19 protein-coding genes and 1 pseudogene are annotated in these 20,550 nt (G+C 61.5%); 9 read left to right on the top strand and 11 right to left on the bottom strand.

Features of this window, described 5'->3' with window-relative positions:
* The first annotated feature begins 180 nt into the window (after positions 1–180).
* Entirely contained in the window at positions 181–636 is a 456-nt protein-coding gene (locus tag B0920_RS23735; RefSeq protein ID WP_005664065.1) for an Lrp/AsnC ligand binding domain-containing protein, read from the top strand.
* A 36-nt stretch (positions 637–672) separates the two neighbouring features.
* On the opposite strand, the gene B0920_RS23730 is transcribed toward B0920_RS23735, so the two are convergent.
* On the bottom strand, positions 673–1,629 hold the full coding sequence (locus B0920_RS23730; protein WP_078035163.1) for a LysR family transcriptional regulator: 957 nt from the start codon (positions 1,627–1,629) through the stop codon (positions 673–675).
* A gap of 141 nt (positions 1,630–1,770) precedes the next feature.
* Here B0920_RS23730 and B0920_RS23725 point away from each other — a divergent pair, with 141 nt between their 5' ends.
* A complete protein-coding gene (locus B0920_RS23725; protein ID WP_078035162.1) occupies positions 1,771–2,055 on the top strand; it encodes a hypothetical protein in 285 nt (94 codons plus the stop codon).
* Positions 2,056–2,607: 552 nt separating this feature from the next.
* Here the strand turns inward: B0920_RS23725 and B0920_RS23720 are convergent.
* Entirely contained in the window at positions 2,608–3,120 is a 513-nt protein-coding gene (locus B0920_RS23720) for a DUF1003 domain-containing protein (protein WP_179119277.1), read from the bottom strand.
* A gap of 59 nt (positions 3,121–3,179) precedes the next feature.
* On the opposite strand from B0920_RS23720, the gene B0920_RS23715 reads away from it, so the two are divergent.
* Entirely contained in the window at positions 3,180–3,401 is a 222-nt protein-coding gene (locus tag B0920_RS23715; RefSeq protein ID WP_078035160.1) for a ChaB family protein, read from the top strand.
* Position 3,402: 1 nt separating this feature from the next.
* Here B0920_RS23715 and B0920_RS23710 read toward each other — a convergent pair whose 3' ends face one another.
* From B0920_RS23710 to B0920_RS23695, 4 genes are all read right to left on the bottom strand, one after another.
* Positions 3,403–3,690, bottom strand: coding sequence for a YfhL family 4Fe-4S dicluster ferredoxin (locus B0920_RS23710; protein WP_078035159.1), 288 nt, complete (start codon positions 3,688–3,690; stop codon positions 3,403–3,405).
* A gap of 20 nt (positions 3,691–3,710) precedes the next feature.
* Complete coding sequence (coaD, locus tag B0920_RS23705) at positions 3,711–4,211, bottom strand: pantetheine-phosphate adenylyltransferase (protein WP_078035158.1); 501 nt, start codon at positions 4,209–4,211, stop codon at positions 3,711–3,713.
* A 106-nt stretch (positions 4,212–4,317) separates the two neighbouring features.
* Positions 4,318–4,974, bottom strand: a complete 657-nt coding sequence (gene rsmD, locus B0920_RS23700; RefSeq protein WP_078035157.1) for a 16S rRNA (guanine(966)-N(2))-methyltransferase RsmD — start codon at positions 4,972–4,974, stop codon at positions 4,318–4,320.
* A gap of 41 nt (positions 4,975–5,015) precedes the next feature.
* Positions 5,016–5,909, bottom strand: coding sequence for a DUF6279 family lipoprotein (locus B0920_RS23695; protein WP_078035156.1), 894 nt, complete (start codon positions 5,907–5,909; stop codon positions 5,016–5,018).
* A gap of 25 nt (positions 5,910–5,934) precedes the next feature.
* Here B0920_RS23695 and glmU point away from each other — a divergent pair, with 25 nt between their 5' ends.
* Complete coding sequence (gene glmU, locus B0920_RS23690) at positions 5,935–7,311, top strand: bifunctional UDP-N-acetylglucosamine diphosphorylase/glucosamine-1-phosphate N-acetyltransferase GlmU (protein ID WP_078035155.1); 1,377 nt, start codon at positions 5,935–5,937, stop codon at positions 7,309–7,311.
* A 165-nt stretch (positions 7,312–7,476) separates the two neighbouring features.
* On the opposite strand, the gene B0920_RS23685 is transcribed toward glmU, so the two are convergent.
* Complete coding sequence (locus tag B0920_RS23685) at positions 7,477–7,947, bottom strand: Lrp/AsnC family transcriptional regulator (RefSeq protein WP_078035154.1); 471 nt, start codon at positions 7,945–7,947, stop codon at positions 7,477–7,479.
* 161 nt (positions 7,948–8,108) lie between these two features.
* On the opposite strand from B0920_RS23685, the gene glmS reads away from it, so the two are divergent.
* Positions 8,109–9,938, top strand: coding sequence for a glutamine--fructose-6-phosphate transaminase (isomerizing) (gene glmS / locus B0920_RS23680; protein ID WP_078035153.1), 1,830 nt, complete (start codon positions 8,109–8,111; stop codon positions 9,936–9,938).
* 74 nt (positions 9,939–10,012) lie between these two features.
* Here the strand turns inward: glmS and B0920_RS23675 are convergent, their stop codons facing one another.
* Together B0920_RS23675 and B0920_RS23670 are read right to left on the bottom strand one after the other, a co-directional pair.
* Complete coding sequence (locus B0920_RS23675; protein WP_078035152.1) at positions 10,013–10,588, bottom strand: DNA-3-methyladenine glycosylase I; 576 nt, start codon at positions 10,586–10,588, stop codon at positions 10,013–10,015.
* A 195-nt stretch (positions 10,589–10,783) separates the two neighbouring features.
* A pseudogene (locus B0920_RS23670) lies at positions 10,784–12,400 on the bottom strand (CocE/NonD family hydrolase); the annotation flags it as partial.
* 644 nt (positions 12,401–13,044) lie between these two features.
* Between B0920_RS23670 and B0920_RS23665 the strand changes: the two are divergent.
* The 3 genes from B0920_RS23665 (at position 13,045) to B0920_RS23655 (ending at position 16,927) form a co-directional block, all read left to right on the top strand.
* Positions 13,045–13,449 carry a GFA family protein gene (locus tag B0920_RS23665; RefSeq protein WP_078035150.1) on the top strand — a complete coding sequence of 135 codons (405 nt, stop codon included), beginning with the start codon at positions 13,045–13,047 and terminating at the stop codon, positions 13,447–13,449.
* A 311-nt stretch (positions 13,450–13,760) separates the two neighbouring features.
* Positions 13,761–15,566, top strand: a complete 1,806-nt coding sequence (locus B0920_RS23660) for an amidohydrolase (protein ID WP_218669411.1) — start codon at positions 13,761–13,763, stop codon at positions 15,564–15,566.
* A 29-nt stretch (positions 15,567–15,595) separates the two neighbouring features.
* Entirely contained in the window at positions 15,596–16,927 is a 1,332-nt protein-coding gene (locus tag B0920_RS23655) for an alginate export family protein (protein WP_179119275.1), read from the top strand.
* A gap of 22 nt (positions 16,928–16,949) precedes the next feature.
* Here B0920_RS23655 and B0920_RS23650 read toward each other — a convergent pair whose 3' ends face one another.
* Together B0920_RS23650 and tssK are read right to left on the bottom strand one after the other, a co-directional pair.
* Complete coding sequence (locus tag B0920_RS23650) at positions 16,950–18,485, bottom strand: hypothetical protein (RefSeq protein WP_078035147.1); 1,536 nt, start codon at positions 18,483–18,485, stop codon at positions 16,950–16,952.
* An 81-nt stretch (positions 18,486–18,566) separates the two neighbouring features.
* Positions 18,567–19,901: a type VI secretion system baseplate subunit TssK gene (gene tssK, locus B0920_RS23645; protein WP_078035339.1), complete on the bottom strand. Its 1,335-nt coding sequence runs from the start codon at positions 19,899–19,901 to the stop codon at positions 18,567–18,569.
* A gap of 133 nt (positions 19,902–20,034) precedes the next feature.
* On the opposite strand from tssK, the gene tssE reads away from it, so the two are divergent.
* The gene (gene tssE / locus B0920_RS23640) at positions 20,035–20,550 is read left to right on the top strand and encodes a type VI secretion system baseplate subunit TssE (protein ID WP_078035146.1); all 516 of its coding nucleotides are present in this window, start codon (positions 20,035–20,037) and stop codon (positions 20,548–20,550) included.

Here is a 20,550-nt window from a genome sequence, read left to right as displayed (position 1 = left end):
GGTGCAGCAAAAGCGCCGCACCGCTTTGTATCGCGGCCGGCGCATGTCATGACACGGTGAATTGATTCGATTGTAGAAGGAAATCTTCTGGATTAATTCTGTTTTTACGACAGACTAGCAATAGATAGTTTTTGGTGCGACAATCTGACCGAATAATATTTATAACGGAGAATGACGCCGATGCTGGATAAGATCAGTAAGAAGATTCTCGCGGAACTGCAGAACGACGGACGCATCAGCAACGTCGAACTCGCCGCGCGCGTGAACCTGTCGCCGGCCGCCTGCCTGGAACGCGTACGCAAGCTGCATGAGTCCGGCTACATCATGGGCTACACCGCCCAGCTGAATCCCCAACTCCTCGATGTGTCGCTGCTGGTCTTTATCGAGGTGGTACTGGATCGTACCACTCCTGAGGTGTTTGATGCATTTAAACAAAGCGTCCAGATGATCCCCGAGGTGCTCGAGTGCCATATGGTGGCCGGCGGCTTCGATTACCTGGTCAAGGCGCGGGTCAAGGACATGGCGGCCTACCGTGAATTCCTCGGCAAGACCCTGCTGCAGAAAGGCGTGCGCGAGACGCACACCTATGCGGTGATGGAAGAGGTCAAGAACACGACCAAGCTGCCGATCCGCTAATCAGCTTCTCCGGTGGACGGGTTCCCGTCCACCTTCTTATACGACCTTGCGCGCGCCGGTCTTCGGCGACGCGGTCTCCGCCATTGTTTCGAGGTTCTTGCGCAGCCAGCGGTGGGCCGGGCTGCGGCCATCGCGCTCGTGCCACAGCATGTCCAGGTGCACGGCCGGCAGCTGGAAGGGCAGTTCGCGCCAGATCAGCGCGTCGGTCATGCCGGTCGATACCATCAGGTGCTTGGGCAGCACGGTGATCAGGTCGGAGTTCGCGACCACGCGGCCTGCTGTGAAGAACTGGTTCACCGTCAGCAGAATGCGGCGCTCGCGGCCGATCTGGGCCAGGGCTTCGTCGACCAAGCCATGGGCGCGGCCCGAGAAGCTCACCAGCAGGTGGTTGGCCTTACAGTAGGTATCCAGGGTCAGTTTCTCTTTGGCCAGCGGGTGGTCCTTGCGCATCACGCAGACGTAGACGCCGGAATACAGGCGCTCGTGGCGGATCGGCGAGCCGGTCTCGTAGGAGAGCTGGGCCGCAACGCCCGGGAAGAAGCCGACCGCCAGGTCGATGTCGCCGCGCAGCAGCATGGGGCGCGGCTCGCGCGTGGTCAGGGGCACCATGCGGATGTTCACACCGGGCGCTTCGCTTTCGATCGAGCGCATCAGCGAAGGCAGCCACAGGGCCGCGGTCGCGTCGGCCATCGCCATCCGGAAGGTGGCCTGGGCCTTGGACACGTCGAAGGTTTCCGGCATCACCGCTGCTTCCAGGGCCGCCAGGGCCTGGCGTACGGCCGGCCACAGCGCTTCTGCGCGCGGGGTCGGCTTGACGCCGTAGGCGGTGCGGATCAGGAGTTCGTCGCCCAGGCTTTCTCTCAGCCGCTTGATCGCGTTGGACACGGCGGGCTGGGTCATCGCCAGGTGGCCGGCGGCGCGGGTCAGGTTTTGCTCGGTCATCACTGCGTCGAAGACACGCAGCAGGTTGAGGTCAAGCGTGAGAAAGCTCATGGGAACTCGGAACGGGAACTGTTGTGTGAATAGAAGTGTACATCAAATCATTCACAAACAGTATAAGTGCCATCAGCAGACAAAATTAGATTTATATGTTGCGTTGCACTATAGTTTCCACAATACCACAGCGAGCCCAACATGTCTGCCACCACCACCCTCCTCCAGACCGCCGCCTCCGTGCCGGTCGGCCAAGTGTTCAGTACCACCGTGTACCTGTCGCTGCTGGGTGGCACCGCCTTGTTCTTCCGTCCGCTGCTGGTCGGCATTGGCCGCGCCCTGTTCCTGACCGTGCGCCCGCGCCGTACCAAGGCCGAGCTGGCTGCACGCCAGGCCAGCCGCGACGCCCTCGAGCGCCAGCGCGCCGCCCTCAGCCTGAGCGAAGTCGAAGCCGCCGAAGTGCGCGCCCTGGCTTGCCGTCACTGACAAGATTAACCGATTCCTCCGTGTAACGCGGTATCCGGCAGCGGGTACCGCGTTTTTTTTCGTCCCTAAGCCTGGAATGGCCTGCCGTGGCACGCGACGCAGCCGCTTTTCGCCTTTTTCCAGGGCTACGCAGCTTTTCCCTCGATTGGATCTCGACCTTGACGGTCGGGTGAGCTGGTGACTCTTCGTCACGCGGCTTCTCTCGGCTATTCTATTTAACAAATCTCACATTTAGTTAAAAAGCGGCGCAGGAAGGTTTGCGGTCAGTTTAGTAGTTTAGCAAGAAGAAGAAGGAGTAATGGACGGGATTCGGCGAAGGTTGAGCGAATATGGATGAGATAGCGCACGCTGCCCATGCGGCATAAAATACGGATGAGTTAGCGACAGATGTGCGCAGGATCTTCTACGCTTTATGTAAGATAGATATCGATTACACGAACTTCACATTGTAGAGATAGACAAGCGTAATACTTGGTAAAAAATGCGGTCGAGCGCATAAACGGGCCGCCATGCCGTTTTCGGCCGGGCACATAGGGTCGGGTACCAGCGAGTTTATTTTTTCTCGCAGTTGAAGCCGTCGGCTTCCTGCTCGATGACCGACAGGACCGCCTTGGTGTCGGTAGGGTTGGCCAGTTCGTCGGCTTCGCGGTCCACCTTGTTGTCGACATTGGGCAGATCGCGGCGGAGGTCTTCCAGCATCTCGATGATCTTGCTGGTCTTCTCTTCCGCCAGCAGGCTGACCTGGAGGTCAAGGTGGGCGTGATTGTTCGCCAGCTTCGACATGCGGTTCTGGCGAATCAGCACGGTGGTGGAAATGATGAAGGCGTTCAGGCCGATCAGGCCCTGGAGCCAGAAGAAAGGTGGCTCGTCGATCTGCTCGAGATCGAGGAATGCGGCGCCGGCCGTATTCCAGAGAATCCAGAGCGCGATGAACACCAGATTGGCGATGACGTAGCCGGGACTGCCAAGGATGAGGCTGGCGCGTTCGGCCCAGCGCTGGGCGCGCGAGGTATGTTCCTGATGTCGTTCGTAGTACTCCGCGATCGTGCTGATGTTTTCATGCACGGAAGACGGAATCCTGCGCTTCAGTTCGTCGTCGAGAGCATCCATGGGAGGAATGTAGCATGCCCTATCGATCGATCCGCGAGCTGCCGCCAACGGTGCGCGACAACCTGCCGCAGCAGGCGCAAGCGGTTTACCGGGAGGCGTTCAACATCGCCTGGGAACAATGTACTGAAGAAGAAGCGGCGCGCGAAGGCATCGCGCATCGCTTCGCATGGAAGAGCGCGATCAAGAACCGGATAGGGATCGTGGAGTCAGGCGGCGACGGCGCGCCGCCCCATTGAATCAGGCGGCCTTTGCCTTGGCTTCGGCTTCGGCTGCCGCCTTGGCGGAGGTCAGGCGCTCGTACTTTGCCTGGAGTTCTTCTTTCGATTCACGCCAGTCGGGATGCAGCGGAATGCAGCTGACCGGGCACAGCAGGGCGCACTGCGGCTCGTCGTAGTGGCCGACGCATTCGGTGCACTTGTGCGGATCGATCTGGTAGAACTCCGCGCCCATTGAAATGGCTTCGTTCGGGCACTCGGGCTCGCACACGTCGCAGTTGATGCAGTCGTCGGTAATGAGGAGGGCCATGATAAGCAGTCTTGCGGCTTTTACGGTTTCGGCTGGGCCGCCATGGCGGCGATCTTCTTCTGCAGCCAGCGGTCCACCGAGGGGAAGACGAATTTCGACACGTCGCCGCCCAGCAGCGCGATCTCGCGCACGATGGTGCCGGAGATGAACTGGTACTGGTCGGACGGGGTCAGGAACATGGTTTCGACGTCGGGCAGCAGGTAGCGGTTCATGCCCGCCATCTGGAACTCGTATTCGAAGTCGGACACGGCGCGCAGGCCGCGCACGATCACGCGGGCGTCGTGCTTGCGCACGAAGTCCTTGAGCAGGCCCGAGAAGCTCTCGACCTGGACGTTCGGGTAGTGGCCGAGTACTTCCTTGGCGATATCGAGGCGCTCGTCGAGGGTGAAGAACGGACGCTTGTTCTTGCTGTCGGCAACGCCCACGACCAGGCGGTCGAACAGGCCGGATGCGCGACGCACCAAATCCTCGTGGCCGCGGGTCAGCGGGTCAAAAGTACCTGGATATACGGCTACTACCATTGCGGCTCCTGAGAATCTCCCTGTTGGAACGCGCATTATGCCTGAAATTCCGGCAGCCGCCCCAGCATGGGGCGGTCTTCGCCCGCTTCTTGTGCAGCTTATCCGTTCAGTTTTTGTTTTTGTACAACTTGAGCAGGTGGTAATAGACCATCCCGGCCTTGTCGGCCCTCACGATCTCCCAGCCATCCAGCCATTCCGGCGTGTCTTCGCCTTCCGCCCTGGTGAGCGGCGCTTCCGCTTCAGCGTAGACCATGCCGCCCTCTTTCAACAGGGCCGGACACAGCGGCAAGGCCTGGGCCAGCAAGTCCTGCTGGTAGGGCGGATCGAGGAAGATCACGTCGTAGCGCTGGCCGCGCGCCGCCAGGTCGCGCGCCAGCGCGAGGGCATCGGCGCGCAGGATGGTCACCTTGCTTGCCTTGAGCTTGTCGCGGTTGGCTTCGAGCTGGCGTACCGCCGGGCCATGGTTGTCGATCATGGTCACCGAGGCAGCGCCGCGGCTGGCGGCCTCGAAGCCGAGGGCGCCGGAGCCGGCGAACAGGTCGAGGACGGCGGCCTCGTCCCAGTCGCTGGCGAGCTGGTGGTTGATCCAGTTGAACACGGTTTCGCGCACGCGGTCGGGCGTGGGGCGCAGGCCGAGGGCGTCGAGGACCGGGAGCGGGGTGCGTTTCCAGGCGCCGCCGATGATGCGGACCTGGTGTTGCGCCATGCGCGGCGCGCCGTGCGGCTTGGGGCCGGACGGCTTGGAAGAGGACTTTTTCTGCATGGCGGGCACTATAACATGGGCCAATATGGCCCCTGCCCGCGCTATTTCCCGGCTGCCAGCGCGTTGAAATCCTGGATCCAGCCGCCGATCCGCTCCTGGGCGTGCTGCTTCTGGGCCGGGGTCGCGAGCTTGATGCCGGTGAGGATGTATTTCGTGGTCTGGTCGAGGTAGGCGTCGTAGAAGGCCTTGCGTTCCGGGGCTTCCATGCGGCCAAAGAATTCACGCACCAGGCCCTGCAGGAGCGCCGCGGTCTGGTCGCGGTTCAGTTTTTCTTGCTGAACCTTGCGCAAGGTGGCGAGGATGCGGCGCTGGCGGTACTGGCGTTCTTCCAGCCAGACCTGATTGTCGAGCGGGCGCGCGTCGGAGGCGCGGCGCATCACGGCTTCCTGTTCGCTGTTGAAATTGCCGAACCACAGCTCGAACTGCTCCATCGATTTCTTGTAGCGGGCGCGTTGGCGCTTCTCGACGTCGCCGCTCATGAACTTGCGCCGGTATTCCTCGTTCTTGGTATTGAACTTGCGTTCGATATTGCCGATCTGTTCGGGCGTGATCGACATGGCCAGGGTGGTCATCTCGGGGATGGCATGCAGGGCGATGCGTTCGCCGCGCAGGCGCAGCTCGCGGTAGGCGTTCACCAGATCGGCCTGGGTGGGATTGCCGGCGAGCTGGCGCTGGAAGCCTGCCGCCAGCGCCGCGTAGTCCTTGAGCTGGGTCTGGCGATGCCACTGGAACAGCCTGCCGATGTCGCGTTTGGTGACGTCGGCCTGCTGGCCCTCGAAATCGACATAGGAATCCATCCACCAATACAGTAAGGTGTCGCCCTGGTTGTAGGTGAACCGGATGGTGCTGCAGCCCGCCACCAGCGCCAGCAATGCGATCGCGATCAAGCCTAGCGTGCGCTGGAAGAGCAAAGTCGGCGTGCTAAAATTTTTCATAATTTCAACTTTTCGAGAACGGCTCATGAACGTAGTGATCCTCGCCGCCGGCATGGGAAAGCGCATGCAATCCGCACTGCCGAAAGTCCTGCACCCACTGGCTGGGAAGCCGCTGTTGCAGCATGTTATCGACACCGCCCGCAGCCTGCAGCCGAGCAAATTATGCGTGATTTACGGACACGGGGGCGCAGCGGTGCCTGAGATGGTCGGCAAGCTGGCCGAGGCCACCGGCACGCGCATCGACACCGCCCTGCAGCAGCCGCAGCTGGGCACCGGCCATGCCGTGATGCAAGCCGTTCCCCAGCTCGACGACAGCGTGCCTACCCTGGTGCTGTATGGCGACGTGCCGCTGACCACCGTCGACACCCTGCGCCGCCTGGTCGAGGTCGCCGGCAGCGACAAGCTTGCCATCCTGACCGTCGAGCAGGCCAATCCCTTCGGCCTGGGCCGCATCGTGCGCGAGAACGGCCAGATCCGCCGCATCGTCGAAGAAAAGGATGCGAGCGCGGAAGAACGGGCGATCCGCGAGATCAACAGCGGCATCCTCGTGATTCCGACCAAACGCCTGAAGGGCTGGCTGGAATCGCTGTCGAACAATAACGCCCAGGGCGAGTACTACCTGACCGATATCGTGGCCAAGGCCGTGGCCGAGGGCGTGCCGGTGGTCTCGAGCCAGCCGTCGGCGGAATGGGAAGTGGCTGGCGTCAACAGCAAAGTCCAGCTGGCCGAGCTCGAGCGTCGTCATCAACTGAATATCGCCAATACCCTTCTGGAAAAAGGCGTGACCTTGATGGATCCGGCGCGCATCGATGTGCGCGGTGAACTCGTGTGCGGGCGCGATGTCGTGATCGACGTCGGCTGCGTGTTCGAGGGCCGCGTGGAGCTGGCCGACGGCGTGACGGTCGGGCCGAACTGCGTGCTGGTCAATGCCAAGGTCGGCGCCGGCGCCAACATCAAGCCCTTCTGCCACATCGAGGACGCGGTGGTGGGCGACAAGTCGCAGATCGGCCCCTATGCGCGCCTGCGTCCGGGCACCCAGCTGGGCGAAGACGTCCATGTGGGTAACTTCGTCGAGATCAAGAACAGCACCGTGGCCGCGCACTCGAAGGCCAATCACCTGGCCTACGTGGGCGACGCCACCGTGGGTTCCCGCGTGAACATCGGCGCCGGCACCATTACCTGCAACTACGACGGCGCGAACAAGTTCCGCACGGTGATCGAAGACGACGCCTTCATCGGCAGCGACAGCCAGCTGGTGGCGCCGGTGACGGTTGGCGCGGGCGCGACCCTGGGCGCGGGCACCACCCTCACCAAGGATGCGCCGGCGGGCAAGCTGACCATCTCGCGTCCCAAGCAGATCACCATCGAAGGCTGGAAGCGTCCGGTCAAGGTGAAGAAGTAATCCACCGCTTACCGACAGGCTAGTCACAGGAAAGGCACAGGATAAACACAGGGTATTCCACGGTTTATCCCTGGCCTTGCCAAGCGGTCTTCCACAAAGTTATCCACAGTCATCGAGACGAAAACGGCCTGTTCCTCCGGGCCGTCTTCAACGAGCGCTGCCGCTTTAAACGGCAACCCGGGTGTCGAATTTGCTGCGGTGGGTGGAGAAGTAGGCTTTGACGTTGCGCACGTTGGCGTGCGAGGTGAACAGGCGGTGGGCCAGCGCGTGGTAGGCGGGCATATCAGCAACCTGCACGACCAGCACGAAGTCCGGGCCGGGGGTGACGCGGTAGCACTGCAGGACGGCGGCCTCGGCCGCGGCCAGCTTCTCGAACTCGTCCATGCGCTCGGCGGCCTGGACGTCGAGCGTGATCTCGACGATGGCGGTCAGGCTCGGGCCGACCTTCTCGGGCGCCACGATCGCCACCTGGCGCTGGATGACGCCGCTGTCGGTCAACTGCTTGACGCGGCGCAGGCAGGTCGGCGGCGACACGTGGACCAGCTCCGCCAGCTCGGCATTCGTATGCGATGCGTCAGTCTGCAGTGTGTTGAGGATGCGACGATCTAGCTCGTCGAGTACATACGCTTCTGTCATTAGCTCGAAATATTCTTCAAATTTTTAGTCCTGAATGAAATAAAATTTCATGTCCGTTGGGGCATGAAATAATCTAACAAATTTGCATGGATTCTGAAAGCTTATTTCATCATGCTTGCTCTACGATAGGATTCGTTATCACTCTTTAAACGAGGTAAGCCATGTGCGGTATCGTCGGCGCGGTCGCCCAGCGCAACATCACTCCCGTCCTGATCGAAGGCCTGAAGCGGCTCGAATACCGGGGCTATGACTCGTGCGGCGTGGCCGTCCACCTCGACGGTCGCCTGACCCGTTCGCGCAGCACCTCGCGCGTGGCCGATCTCGAATCCCAGGTGCGCGAAGCCCGCCTGGACGGTTTCACCGGCATCGCCCACACGCGCTGGGCCACCCACGGCGCCCCGGCCTCGCACAATGCCCACCCGCACTTCTCGCCGAACGAAGAAAACGCCCGCATCGCACTTGTCCACAACGGCATCATCGAGAACCACGACGAGCTGCGCCGCGAACTGAGCGATCTGGGCTACAAGTTCCAGAGCCAGACCGACACCGAAGTCATCGCCCACCTGGTCGACCACATGTACAACGGCGACCTGTTCGAGACCGTCCAGCAGGCCGTCAAGCGCCTGCACGGCGCCTACGCGATCGCCGTGTTCTGCCGCGAGGAACCGCACCGCGTGATCGCCGCGCGCCAGGGCTCGCCGCTGATCGTCGGCGTGGGCCAGACCGAGAACTTCGTTGCTTCCGACGCCATGGCGCTGGCCGGCACCACCGACCAGATCATCTATCTCGAAGAGGGCGACGTGGTCGACCTGCAGCTGGCCCGTTACTGGATCGTCGACGCCAACGGCCGTCCGGTCGAGCGCGAGGTCAAGACCGTGCACGCCCACACCGGCGCGGCCGAGCTCGGCCCTTACCGCCACTACATGCAGAAGGAAATCTTCGAGCAGCCGCGCGTGATCGGCGACACCCTCGAAGGCGTGACCGGCATCATGCCCGAGCTCTTCGGCGATGGCGCGTATGGCGTGTTCAAGGAAATCGACCGCGTGCTGATCCTGGCTTGCGGAACCAGCTATTACGCCGGCCTCACGGCGAAGTACTGGATCGAATGCATCGCCAAGGTCCCGGTCAACGTCGAGATCGCCAGCGAATACCGCTACCGCGACAGCGTGCCGCACCCGCAGACCCTGGTGGTGACGATTTCGCAGAGCGGCGAGACGGCCGACACCCTGGCCGCGCTGAAGCACGCGCGCAGCCTGGGCATGCCGCACACGCTCACCATCTGCAACGTCGCCACCAGCGCCATGGTGCGCGAGTGCAAGCTGGCCTACATCACCCGCGCCGGCGTCGAAGTTGGCGTGGCCTCGACCAAGGCCTTCACCACCCAGCTGGCTGCCCTGTTCCTGCTGACCCTGACCCTGGCGCAAGTGAATGGCCGCCTGACGGACGCGGAAGAAGCCGAGCACCTGAAGATGATGCGCCACCTGCCGGTCGCGCTGTCCTCCGTGCTGGCGCTCGAGCCGCAGATCATCGCCTGGGCCGAAGAATTCGCGCGCAAGGAAAACGCGCTGTTCCTGGGCCGCGGCATGCACTATCCGATCGCGCTAGAAGGCGCGCTGAAGCTCAAGGAGATCTCGTACATCCACGCCGAGGCGTATCCGGCGGGCGAACTGAAGCACGGACCGCTGGCGCTGGTGACCGAAGAAATGCCGGTGGTGACGATTGCGCCCAACGATGCGCTGCTGGAAAAGCTCAAGTCCAACATGCAGGAAGTGCGCGCCCGCGGCGGCCAGCTCTATGTGTTCGCCGACGTCGATTCGCGCATCACCTCGGGCGATGGCCTGCACGTGATCCGCCTGCCGGAACACTATGGCGACCTGTCGCCGATCCTGCACGTGGCGGCGCTGCAGCTGCTGGCTTATCACACCGCGCTGGCGCGCGGCACCGATGTGGATAAGCCGCGTAACCTGGCGAAGTCGGTGACGGTGGAGTAAGCCGGCCGCGCGCGTGCGCGGTAGCTTGTTGCGCGCTGATGGAGTGCGCCACAAGCTAAGAAAGTCTGCCCGAACTACTTATTTACAGCCAGTTGCTGTATTTCGCTCTGGCGAAAGCAAGCATCGGTATGGTCATTGATTATGCCGATCGCTTGCATCCATGCGTAGACAATTGTTGGACCGACAAATTTAAAGCCACGGCCTTTTAAATCTTTCGAGATCTTCTCTGAAATCTCTTTTGCTAACGGCCCTTCGTTACATTGCAGTGCTCGACCCTCAGTGAAAGACCAGCAATAGTCGGCGAAATCCTCGCCGGATGCCTGCATGTTGCAAAAGATTTGCGCTCCCTTGATCGTCGCCTCGATTTTCGCGCGGGACCTGACGATCCCGGCGTTATTCATCAATCTTGCGATGTCCTCCTCGCCAAATTTAGCAACAAGGAGCGGGTCAAACATTGCAAATGCCTCGCGAAATGCTTCTCGCTTTCGCAGAATGATCTCCCATGAAAGCCCCGCCTGAAACCCCTCAAGCATGAGGGTTTCCCACAGCATACGCGAGTCCTTCTCAGGTTTTCCCCACTCCGTGTCGTGATAATCACGCATCAAAGAGTTCGTTTCTGACCAAGCGCACCGAATCTCTTGTCTTGTCATTGTCGCTGTACTCCAAACTTTTATCTGATATTTCCCAGCAGGCTCAACGATTCGCGGAACATCGGCTGGGATTATCACGGTTCTCATCGATAAAGCAGGCCGCCTGCTGCGATGAACAAGCGGCCTTCATTTGAAAGGCGCATTCGCTCAAATACCGAAGTGTCTTTGATACTGATGGCTTGCAGGGCCTTACTCTCATGTCTTTGGCCGAACAACCGGCGCAATCGGTATCTCGATATATGACTGATACTTGGCATCATGAAGAATGCTCTGCTGAGCAATAACAGCTTCGGTTTCGGTATAGTTGTTTTTGCCAGTATTCAGGTTGCGCGCATAATGAGGAAAATCCGAAGAGGAAACCTGCACGCGAAGCTTGTGCCCTTTAGGAATCATCATGGCGGTTGGCCCAAGATCGAGCTCAAAATTAGTCGGTTGACGTAAGCTCACAGCCTGGGAAGGCAATTTCGACCCCGCACGTAGAGAGGCGCGAACAATCCGATCAACGATGTTATGGGTTTTTCCGTCCGGCCTGACGCCAACCACTTTCACAGTAAAATCGGTATCGATTGCGGTTGAGCTTGCCCAGAAAGAAGCCTTGACGTTTCCGATGATAGCCATGTCGCTTACCATGGGCTCGCTTGTGTAAACAAGGACATCTGTGCGACTTGCGACGCGCTCCTGGTCGCGGGCGCCCGCTGTGACAACTGCACTGGCGGGGTTACAACATAGATTTCCGCCAGTGGTAGGCACCGGATCGTTTGGGTTGTACACAAAGTTGTCCGCCGCGGTCCCACTATCGACGATGGACGTGGACAAATAGCCATCGCCATTCATGCTGTTCGCGCTGGTGCGGCTTCCGATGTAATAGCGCTTCTGGATGGTGCCAGGCAAAGGAAAATCGTCACCCTGTACCCAGAAGCCAGTGCCCGATTGTCCTTGATCAGGCGGCAGCATCACAAAGATATTCGCCACCGGGTCATTCTCGAATCCGTTGGCAACGCCCTTCAAGTACCGTTCGAAAAACCGTGCCTCAATTGCCGCATCCGGCGTGTCGTCTCCGAATGTTGGCATGCCGCTGTCTCCTGCGTGCCCATAGGCGCGCAAAACGAGGCGAGCGCCTTTTCGTGAAACCTCAGTAGACGACATCGAGCGCATTCCCTTGAAGTTTCGCACCGTACCGACACTGAAAATATCGTATGACGCGCCACTATTCAGCGTAGGAATCGATAGCGAGCCGTATTTGCCCTCGACGTCGAGCTTATCCCAATCTGAATTATATGTCGGGTTGCCGAGCCATCTGGAAAAGTACGGGGAATTCGGCAATAAGCTTTGAATGGAAGTTACCGGCAGGGTCTTTGGCCAAATCGAGTCCGAATGATCACCATATTTCTTCAACCAAGCCTGGACATTCGCATCAATATCTTTTGAAGTCGCTCCGGACTTACTCAGGTTGCGCGTAATCTGATCGGGCTCAAATGAGCCTGCCGGCCAGGTCATCGCGAACCAGAGGTCAAGAACGCCGTTCACGTATAACCAGTTGTCGTGGTAATCGGATGCTGTGATATCGGGAGCAATGGCGACGAGATGCGGTGGTTTAGCCAAAGCGGCTTGCCATTGGGTTAACCCAAGATATGAGGCGCCTTTCATACCCACTCTACCGTTGGACCAATGTTGAGCCGCTGCCCATTCAACGGCGTCGTAACCGTCGTCGGCCTCTTGATACATAGGGTCGAACGTGCCTTCTGACAGGAAGGTTCCTCGAACATTCTGTATAACTGCGACGTAGCCACTCTGCACATAGCTAATGATGCTTGCGAAGGTGTAACCCTGATCGTTGAAACACTTATCCCCAAATTGCCATCCATAAGGGTTCGCATCAAAATGACAGGACTTTTTGCAAGCTCTTTACTATTTCGGTAGACAAAAGTGTTCAACTTCGTGCCATCCCGCATTGCGACCATCTGTTGCTCGCAAACTAATCCAGGGTATTTTTCGGAGGTGAAAGATTCAATAACCATAGGCTTTTCTTTAGCGCCGGAACTACACGCGACCAGGAACGCCGAAATAATCACTGGCGTGGTAAAGGCTGTGATGCGTAGCATGGTGTCTCCCATTTCTCAGAAATTTCAACGGACTATCCCACGCGCCGCGACAGCGATCTTGTGATTGAGTTCTGCGTGGCTCTTTAACGAAGGGGCTTACACCCTCTGATATTCAGCTTTGCTGACGCTACCAAGTAGCAATTCCCAAATCGAAATTACTGCATAATGCGGACGGATTCGGTAAGTTATGCTTATCATGCGGGGCGCTGATAGTTTCGGGAATACGCTAGTATTCGCATGGGCTGTGTAGAGACGGGTGCACAATCTTGGTGGCCGCGGACCTCAGCTCGCGAAGTTAGGATTGGCGGCTCGCCAACATGGTGACGTTTGAGTACTCACTCTCCGGAGGGCACAATGGCGACGAGAACGGCATCCTGCTGCTGTGGCCAGTTGCAGATCGAAGTGGCCGCCGAGCCGAACGGCGTCGGCATCTGTCATTGCCTGGCCTGCCAGCGGCGCACCGGCAGCGTGTTCGCTCCGGTGGCAGGGTTTCCCCTTCCCTATAGGGTGAGCGGCCAATCCACCACCTACGTGCGCACCGGAGATGCCGGGTGTGGCTTCGTCTACCATTTCTGCCCGGTGTGCGGCACGACGGTCTTTCACACGGAAGACGATGTGGACGACGAAATATTCGTGGCGGTCGGCGCATTCGCCGATCCCGCCTTCCCGGAGCCGTCGATATCGGTGTACGACTGTCGCCGCCATCCTTGGGTCCAGCTGCCTCCCGCAACCCGGGCGTTCGAGCGCGATCCGGACTGAGCATCGGCTCTTCGCGCAACCCTGTTCGTTCACATCTACCGCACCAGCAGCCATAGCCTCGCAGTCCACAGGCTTTTGCTTTTGCGGCTGCCAGCAGCGTTCCTGCCGCCGGTACGCAGAATCGCCGCATGAATGCGAAATCCTCAACGCCATGCGCGGTTCGTCCTATCGACAGCAGGATCGATCAGTGACTCCGCCTCCCCCCGTCGGTAACATTTTCCTCGCTCGACGCGTACCGCTGCGCAGTTCGGCCAGCCGATCGGCATCGGCGCAGCACGTGTTCCTTCCAATCCAATACATGGGGAATCGCAGTGAAACGGATATTACTGATCGGACTGATGGTAGTGAATGGCCTGGGCTACGCTCACGCCCAAACAAGGCAGGAGGCCGCGGGCGCCGACCTGATCGTCCACAACGCCAGGATTTTCACAGGTAACGCGGCGCAGCCCGCGGCGTCGGCGCTGGCGGTCAAGAACGGGCGCATCTACTCGGTCGGCACCGATGACGAGATCCTGGCCTTGAAGAGCGCCAGCACCCGCGTGATCGATTCCCGAGGACGAAGGCTCATCCCGGGCATCATCGACGCACACACCCACGTGCTCAACGAGGGCAGCTATACCTATACCTTGCGCTGGGACGGCGTTCCGACGCTGCGCCGCGCGTTGGAGATGTTGAGCGAGCAGGCCAGGCGCACTCCCGAGGGCCATTGGGTCAAGGTGATCGGCGGCTGGTCGCCTTACCAGTTCGAGGAAAAGCGCTTCCCCACCATCGAGGAACTGCGCCGTGCGGTCCCCAACCGCCCGCTGCTGGTGCAGTATGCCTACAACCGCGGCTTCATGAACCAGCTGGCGATGGACGCCCTGGGCGTGGGCACCGCCAGGTTCCCGTCCATCCCGGGCACCGAATTCGAAAAGGATGCGCAGGGCCGCTACACCGGCATGGTCCAGGCCTTCACCTTCACCTTCATCGCCATGGAAGCCATGGTCCCCCAGCTCACTTTTGATGAAGAAGTGAGTTCGCTGATCCAGACCGTGCACACGCTCAACCGGGTCGGCATCACCTCCATCGTCGATGGCGGCACGGGCTTTCGCGGCTATCCCAAGGCGCGGCCGCTCGTGGACACCCTCATCCGCGACAACCGCCTGAACATCCGCATGCCCTTCATGGACATCCAGTTCGGCGATGGCAGTGTTAATTCGGTGGACATGCAGATCAACGCGATCACGAAGATGGCGCCGATTAGTCCGGGGCACAACCTGCACCCCAAGCTGGAACATGGCCACACCTACTGGGGCGCCGGCGAGCTGCTGTCCGCCGAGGTGCACGACCACGAGAACTTCGACCGTCCTGCGGTCGTCATCGCGCCGGAGAAGATGCGCGAACTGGTGGAGCGCGACGTCTCCAAGCTCGTCCAGCGCCGGATTCCCTTCCGCATGCACATCAGCTACGACGAAAACATCACGCCGTTCCTCGATGCGCTCGAAAAGCTGAACCAGAAGATGCCGCTCGATGGCCTGCGCTGGAGCATCGAACACGCCGAGACCATCAGCCCCGCCAACATCGCCAGGGTCAAGGCGCTGGGCGGCGGCGTGGCGCTGGACACCAAGATGGCCCTGCACGCGGACGGCTTCGTCAAGACCTACGGTCTCGAGAAGGCCCTGCAGACCCCGCGCCTGCGCCAGCTCGTCGACAGCGGCATCCCCCTGGCCATGACCACCGACGCCTTCCGCGCAGCCTCGTTCAATCCCTGGATCGGCATCAGCTGGATGGTGACGGGCAAGTCGATTTCCGGCGCCGAAGTGCTGGCCAAGGACAACCGCCTGTCGCGCGCCGAAGCCCTGAAACTGTTCACCCGCAGTCCGGCATGGTTCCTGAACGCGGAAACCGAGATGGGCATGGTCGCTCCAGGCCACCTCGCCGACTTCGTCCTGCTGGACCGCGACTATTTCACCGTACCGGAGTCGCAGATCAAATCCGTGTCCTCGGTCCTGACCGTCATGGACGGCCGGGTGGTGTATGGCGCCCAGGATTACCAGTCGCTGTCGCCGGTGCTGCCCGAGATCCTGCCCGCCTGGTCGCCGATCAAGCATTTCGGCGGCTACTACCAGGCCAAGTGAGGGTGCGCGCGGCCTGGCTCGGCCTCCCCTTGCTGCTGGCGGCCGGCGCCGCGCTCGCGCAGATCCGTCCCTTGCGCTACGACGACGATGTCGGCGCCCAGCGCAAGGCATGCCTGGCGAAGGACGACAGCGGCGCATGCTGGAAGGACCGCCCGGTGGCGGATGGTGTACGCCTGAGCGTCGGTGGCGATCTGCGCTGGCGCTACGAGTACGTCGACAACCCGCGCTATGGCCTGCTGGTCCAGGACCGGTGGGGCGTGCTGATGCAGCGCGCCTCCGTCTTCGCGGACCTGCGCCTGGGTGATCACTGGCGCGGCTTCGCCCAGTTGGCCAGCTCCCTGACCAATGGCCGCGCCGGGGGGCCAAGCCCGGTGGACGAGAACCGGCTCGACCCCACCAATCTGTTCGTGGAGTGGCGCTCTGCGCGGGAAGGCGAGGCCCGCATTGGCGTGCGCGCCGGCGTCCAGGAGCTGCAGTTCGGATCGGGGCGCACCATCGATGCCCGCGAGGGACCCAACGTCAGGCGCAGCTTCGACGCCGTGCGCGTGTATGCGACTCACGGCGCCTGGCGCATCGACGCCTTCGCCGCGGCGCCGCGGCTGAATCGCCAAGGCAGCTTCGACGACGCTCGCTCGCGCACCCAGGCACTGCGCGGCGTCTATGCGACCCGCCATGGAGGCCTCAACTCCTGGGACGTCTACGCGCTGCACTACGAGGACCGTATCGCGCGCTACGTCCAGGGCGAGGCGCACGAGCGCCGCTGGACGCTAGGATCCCGCCTGTTTGGCGCGCGCAATGCCTGGGACTGGAACTGGGAGCTCGCGGTGCAGGGCGGTCGCTTCGGCGACGCCGATATCCGCGCCTGGTCGCTTGCCACCGACACTGGCTACACCTTTGAAGGCGTGGCTGGCAAACCGAGGGCGGCTCTGCTGCTTGCGGTCGCCAGCGGCGACAAGGACCCCGGCGACAAGCGCCTCGATGCCGTCAATGCCCTCTACCCACGCGGTAACTACTTCGGCGACGAAGCCACGCTGGGACCGCGCAACTTCTTCAACATCCACCCGGCCCTCGGCGTGCAGCTCGCGCCGCGCGTCCAACTGAACGCGAGCCTGGACTTGTTCTGGCGTCAAAGCACCCGCGACGGCGTGTATGCGCCCAACGGGTCCTTGATCCGGGCCGCTGGAAATAGTCGCGCCCGCTATGTGGCGACCATCGCCTCGGTCGGGCTTACGTGGAACCTGGCCCCAGGCTGGTCAGCGGTTGGGGTTGCCGCTTACGCAAAGCCCGGCGCCTTCCTGCGCGAGACTGGCGCCGGCGATGCGCTGAGCTTCATCAACCTCAGTGCGCAGTACCGGTTCTGAGTTGGCTGGACAACCGGGGCGATCAGCTTGCGGCGCCGAAGAAATGCCGATCGAGCCAGTCCTTCAAGCAAGACTGGCCATGATCGTCGAGATGCGGGAGCATGGACTGGTACCACGCGCGGCCGCTTTCGGGACCCAGGGCGGCACGGATGACGGGCGCACTGTTCTGCAGGAAGAAATCGAACATCGGCAGTTTGCGCAGGCAAAGGTGAGTCGGATCGGTAATCCCGACCTGTTCGTAGACTGACTTGATTTCGTCCAGGTAGGGCAAGGCTGCCTGCGCTTGTCCGGACTGGCACAGTGCGGTGATAAAGTTTGTCTGCATCATCAGTCCGGGCAGTTCGCGTGTGCTCGTGTTGATTTCCCGGGTTTCTTCGATCCAGTGTTCGGCATCGTCGAGCTTTCCCGCCATGGCGCTGGTCGACGCCAACTGCAGGGCGTTGTGTGCCGTGTGTTCGTCCGCGAACAGGGCTTTCCAGTAGACGAGCGATTCGTCCCAGCGGCCAAGGCGCGCTGTCGACAAGGCGCACAGGCGGTTCGCATCGCGGCGCAAGTCCGCTCGCTCCGCCTTGACAAAAGGCTGCGCCGCAACGATGACGGCCTCGAATTCGCTGGCCTTCAGATGCCGGATCGCTAGTTCCAGTTCCGGAGGATCCTCGGGCGCCGAAGCCGGTGCGGGAATATGGGAACTCAAGCTCGTGAGCTTGCGGATGGCGTCGTCTGCGCTCATGTCGGATATCCTCAAGAACGATGTTACCGGCGTTTTCCTGGCTTCCAGCTTTTGCTTGTTGTTTCTGACTTCGACATCGATGATCGACACGAAGAAATCCCCTTGTGGATAAGCGTGATGGATTTCCACAAGCGCGTGATGCGGTGATTGCCCTTCCACATGGGGTGCGAGGATCGAGAACAGATCGAGCGGATGGGTTTCGAGAAGGCTGCGTACATCCTCGGCCGCTTCGATATGCCTGAACCGACCGGCAATCCTGCTGGTTTCCATCCAGTTGTTAGATACCTCGCAGAACGGTTCGGCTGCGGCAAGCTTGCCGAACAAGGACGGCAGGGTGAGGAGCAAAGCGAATTCGATACACCAGCCGATGAACGTGGTGTCGAAAAAAGCGCCGGTGACCAGGCTGGCGTGCGCACGCATCTTGGCCAGGGTTGCAATGAGTGTGACCATGTCGCGGGGATTCGCCAGCAGATGCAGAAATCCGTTCACGATGGCCACCGACCCGTCATCGCTCGCCAGGACGAGAAAGGCCGCCCATTGCAAGTACCAGGCGAAAAAGCCGATCACTAATCCAAGCCTGCCCATCCAGCGCGGATGTCGCACTTTCGCTATCCTGGCCACGCACCATGCGTTGAACCCGGTCGCCGCCGCGAAGAGGACGACAGCCATCGCGGTGATGGCTTTGGGAAGGAAGGCGGAGATCCACCCGTACGCCCAGGCCAGCAACAGCGTGACGACGGTCCCCGCCAGCGTGACTGGAATGAGCTTCAGAGGCACCCGGCCTGAAGCCTCGTAGTATGGGCTCCTCGCATGTGGGCGATCATGCATCGGCTGTCTCCTTCGGGAGAATGGTGTGCGAACCGAGTGTATGCGAAGACGTGGTCAGGGCGAGCGCACGGGGATGCCGCTTCACGCCGCCACGGCCAGCAGTTCCAGTTTAAGCTCCTTCATGCCCGCCGGGACGTAGATCGAGATCGACTGCGCCTTGAGCATGCGTTCGTACATCGGCCCTTTCGCCTCCAGCAGGAAGTAACAGGTATCGGGACGCACCGGCACCGCCGCCGGCACCTGTGGCGCATACTGCAGGCGCACGCCCGGCAGCGCCGACAGCACGAACTTCTCCACGTCGTCCGGCGCGCCCACCTTGAAGCGCACCGGCACCATGTCCACCAGCTCGAGCGCCGGTATGTCGGCCGATACCGCGATGTAGAAGGTGGTGTCCTCGTCGATCTTGCCCGAGTCGAGGGCGCCCAGGTGGTAGCAGGGCCGCGTCTCGCTGAGCGCGATCGCGAAGTACTTGGACGAGATCACGGTGTCGAGCAGCTCGCGGATGATGTTGTGCAGCTTGGCGAAGCCGGGCCCCGGGTCGGCATGCTGGTACACCGGCAGGTCGGCCAGGGTCCAGCTCTTCGAGAAGGTCATCAGCCCGCCCGCCACGTCCAGCAGCTGGGCGAACAGGCGCTCCGGATGCAGGGCCGGATGCTGGTAATGGTGGGCCAGGGCCGCATAGGCCGAACTCGCGGTATGCAGCAGCCAGAACGAGGACATGTCGCCCGAGCGGAACTCGACCACGTTGCGGCTCGGCTCGCGGTGGTGGCCGTACAGCGCGCTCACCTTGGCCTGCAGCGCGTCGAGCAGCCGCCGCAACTGCAGGAACAGGGGCTGGGCCGCGCCCACCGACAGCGACGGCGGCACGAAGCCGGTATCGAGCTCGAAGCCCCCGGTAGCGGCGCGCCGCACGCGCAGCAGCGGGAAGTGCACGTAGGCGTCGCGCGGCTCGAACTCCGACACCAGCCGCACCGTGTTCTTCAAGTAGGCCAGCTGCACCGCCGAGGCCTGGGTGTACAGATCCGGCGTCTCTTCGTTGGCCTGCACGAAGCGCGCCGTGTTGCCGGCCTGCCCGGGCGGGGCGAAGTTGCCGCTGAAGGGCTTCATGCCGGGCAGCGCCGCGTAATAGGTGACGCTCTGCTGCTGCAAGCCGTTCAGGTCCACCGTCTCCGGCAGAGCGTCGATGCCGGGCGCATCGACCAGGGCGCCGTCCTGGAAGCGCGCCGACAGCTCGAGCACCCGCAGCACGCCGTTGCCGAGGGCGTCGCGGTCAACCTCGAGCTTGTCCACACCCCAGGCGTAAGGATGGACCGCCCGGATGCTCTTGTGCAGGCAGTGCTCGTGATAGGCGTCCTGGCGCTGGAAATGCTGGGGGCGCAACAGCAGGCCTTCGCCCCAGAGAACTTTGCTCGTCATGTCGCTGGCTTCCTTCATCGTCAGGTTTCGCGTCGGGAAACAATAACAATGCACAGCGGACCCCCATGTGAACTTGATCAAATATTTGCGACAGACAACGTGGCACCATGCGATTTCACTGCGGGGGGAGCCGATGAAAGGTTTTACGCCGGGATTGTTCGACCGCCTCATGGGCATGCCACTGCGCGCCGCCGCCCACGGCGCTTCCGGCGCGCGCCTGAGCGCCGAGGACATGAAGGACGCCGTCGCGCGCGACCTCGAAGCGCTGCTCAACACGCGCTCGGTGGTGGCGGAGGGCAAGCTGGACGGCTACCCCGAATGCAGCAAGTCGATGGTCACCTACGGCCTGTGCGACTTCGCCGACCGCTCGCTGTCCAGCCCCACCGACCGGGCCTACATCTGCAATTGCATCGAACAGACCATCGCCTGCCACGAGCCGCGCCTGCGCAACGTGAAGGCCTTGCTGGAGATGCGCGAAGAATCGGTCGACCGCTCGGTCAACCGCCTGAACTTCTCGATCACCGCCCTGCTGGTGGTCAGCGTGTCGCAGGAGGCGGTCAACTTCGACGCCGTGCTCACGCCCTCCACCCTGCAGTACAGCATCCGCAAGGCCGGCCGCGCACCCGCCCGCGGCGCACCGGGAGCCTGA

This window comes from Massilia sp. KIM (assembly GCF_002007115.1).
Classification (GTDB): domain Bacteria; phylum Pseudomonadota; class Gammaproteobacteria; order Burkholderiales; family Burkholderiaceae_D; genus Telluria.
Note: the sequence above shows the minus strand (reverse complement) of the source record. Positions and strands in the feature narration are given on the sequence as shown.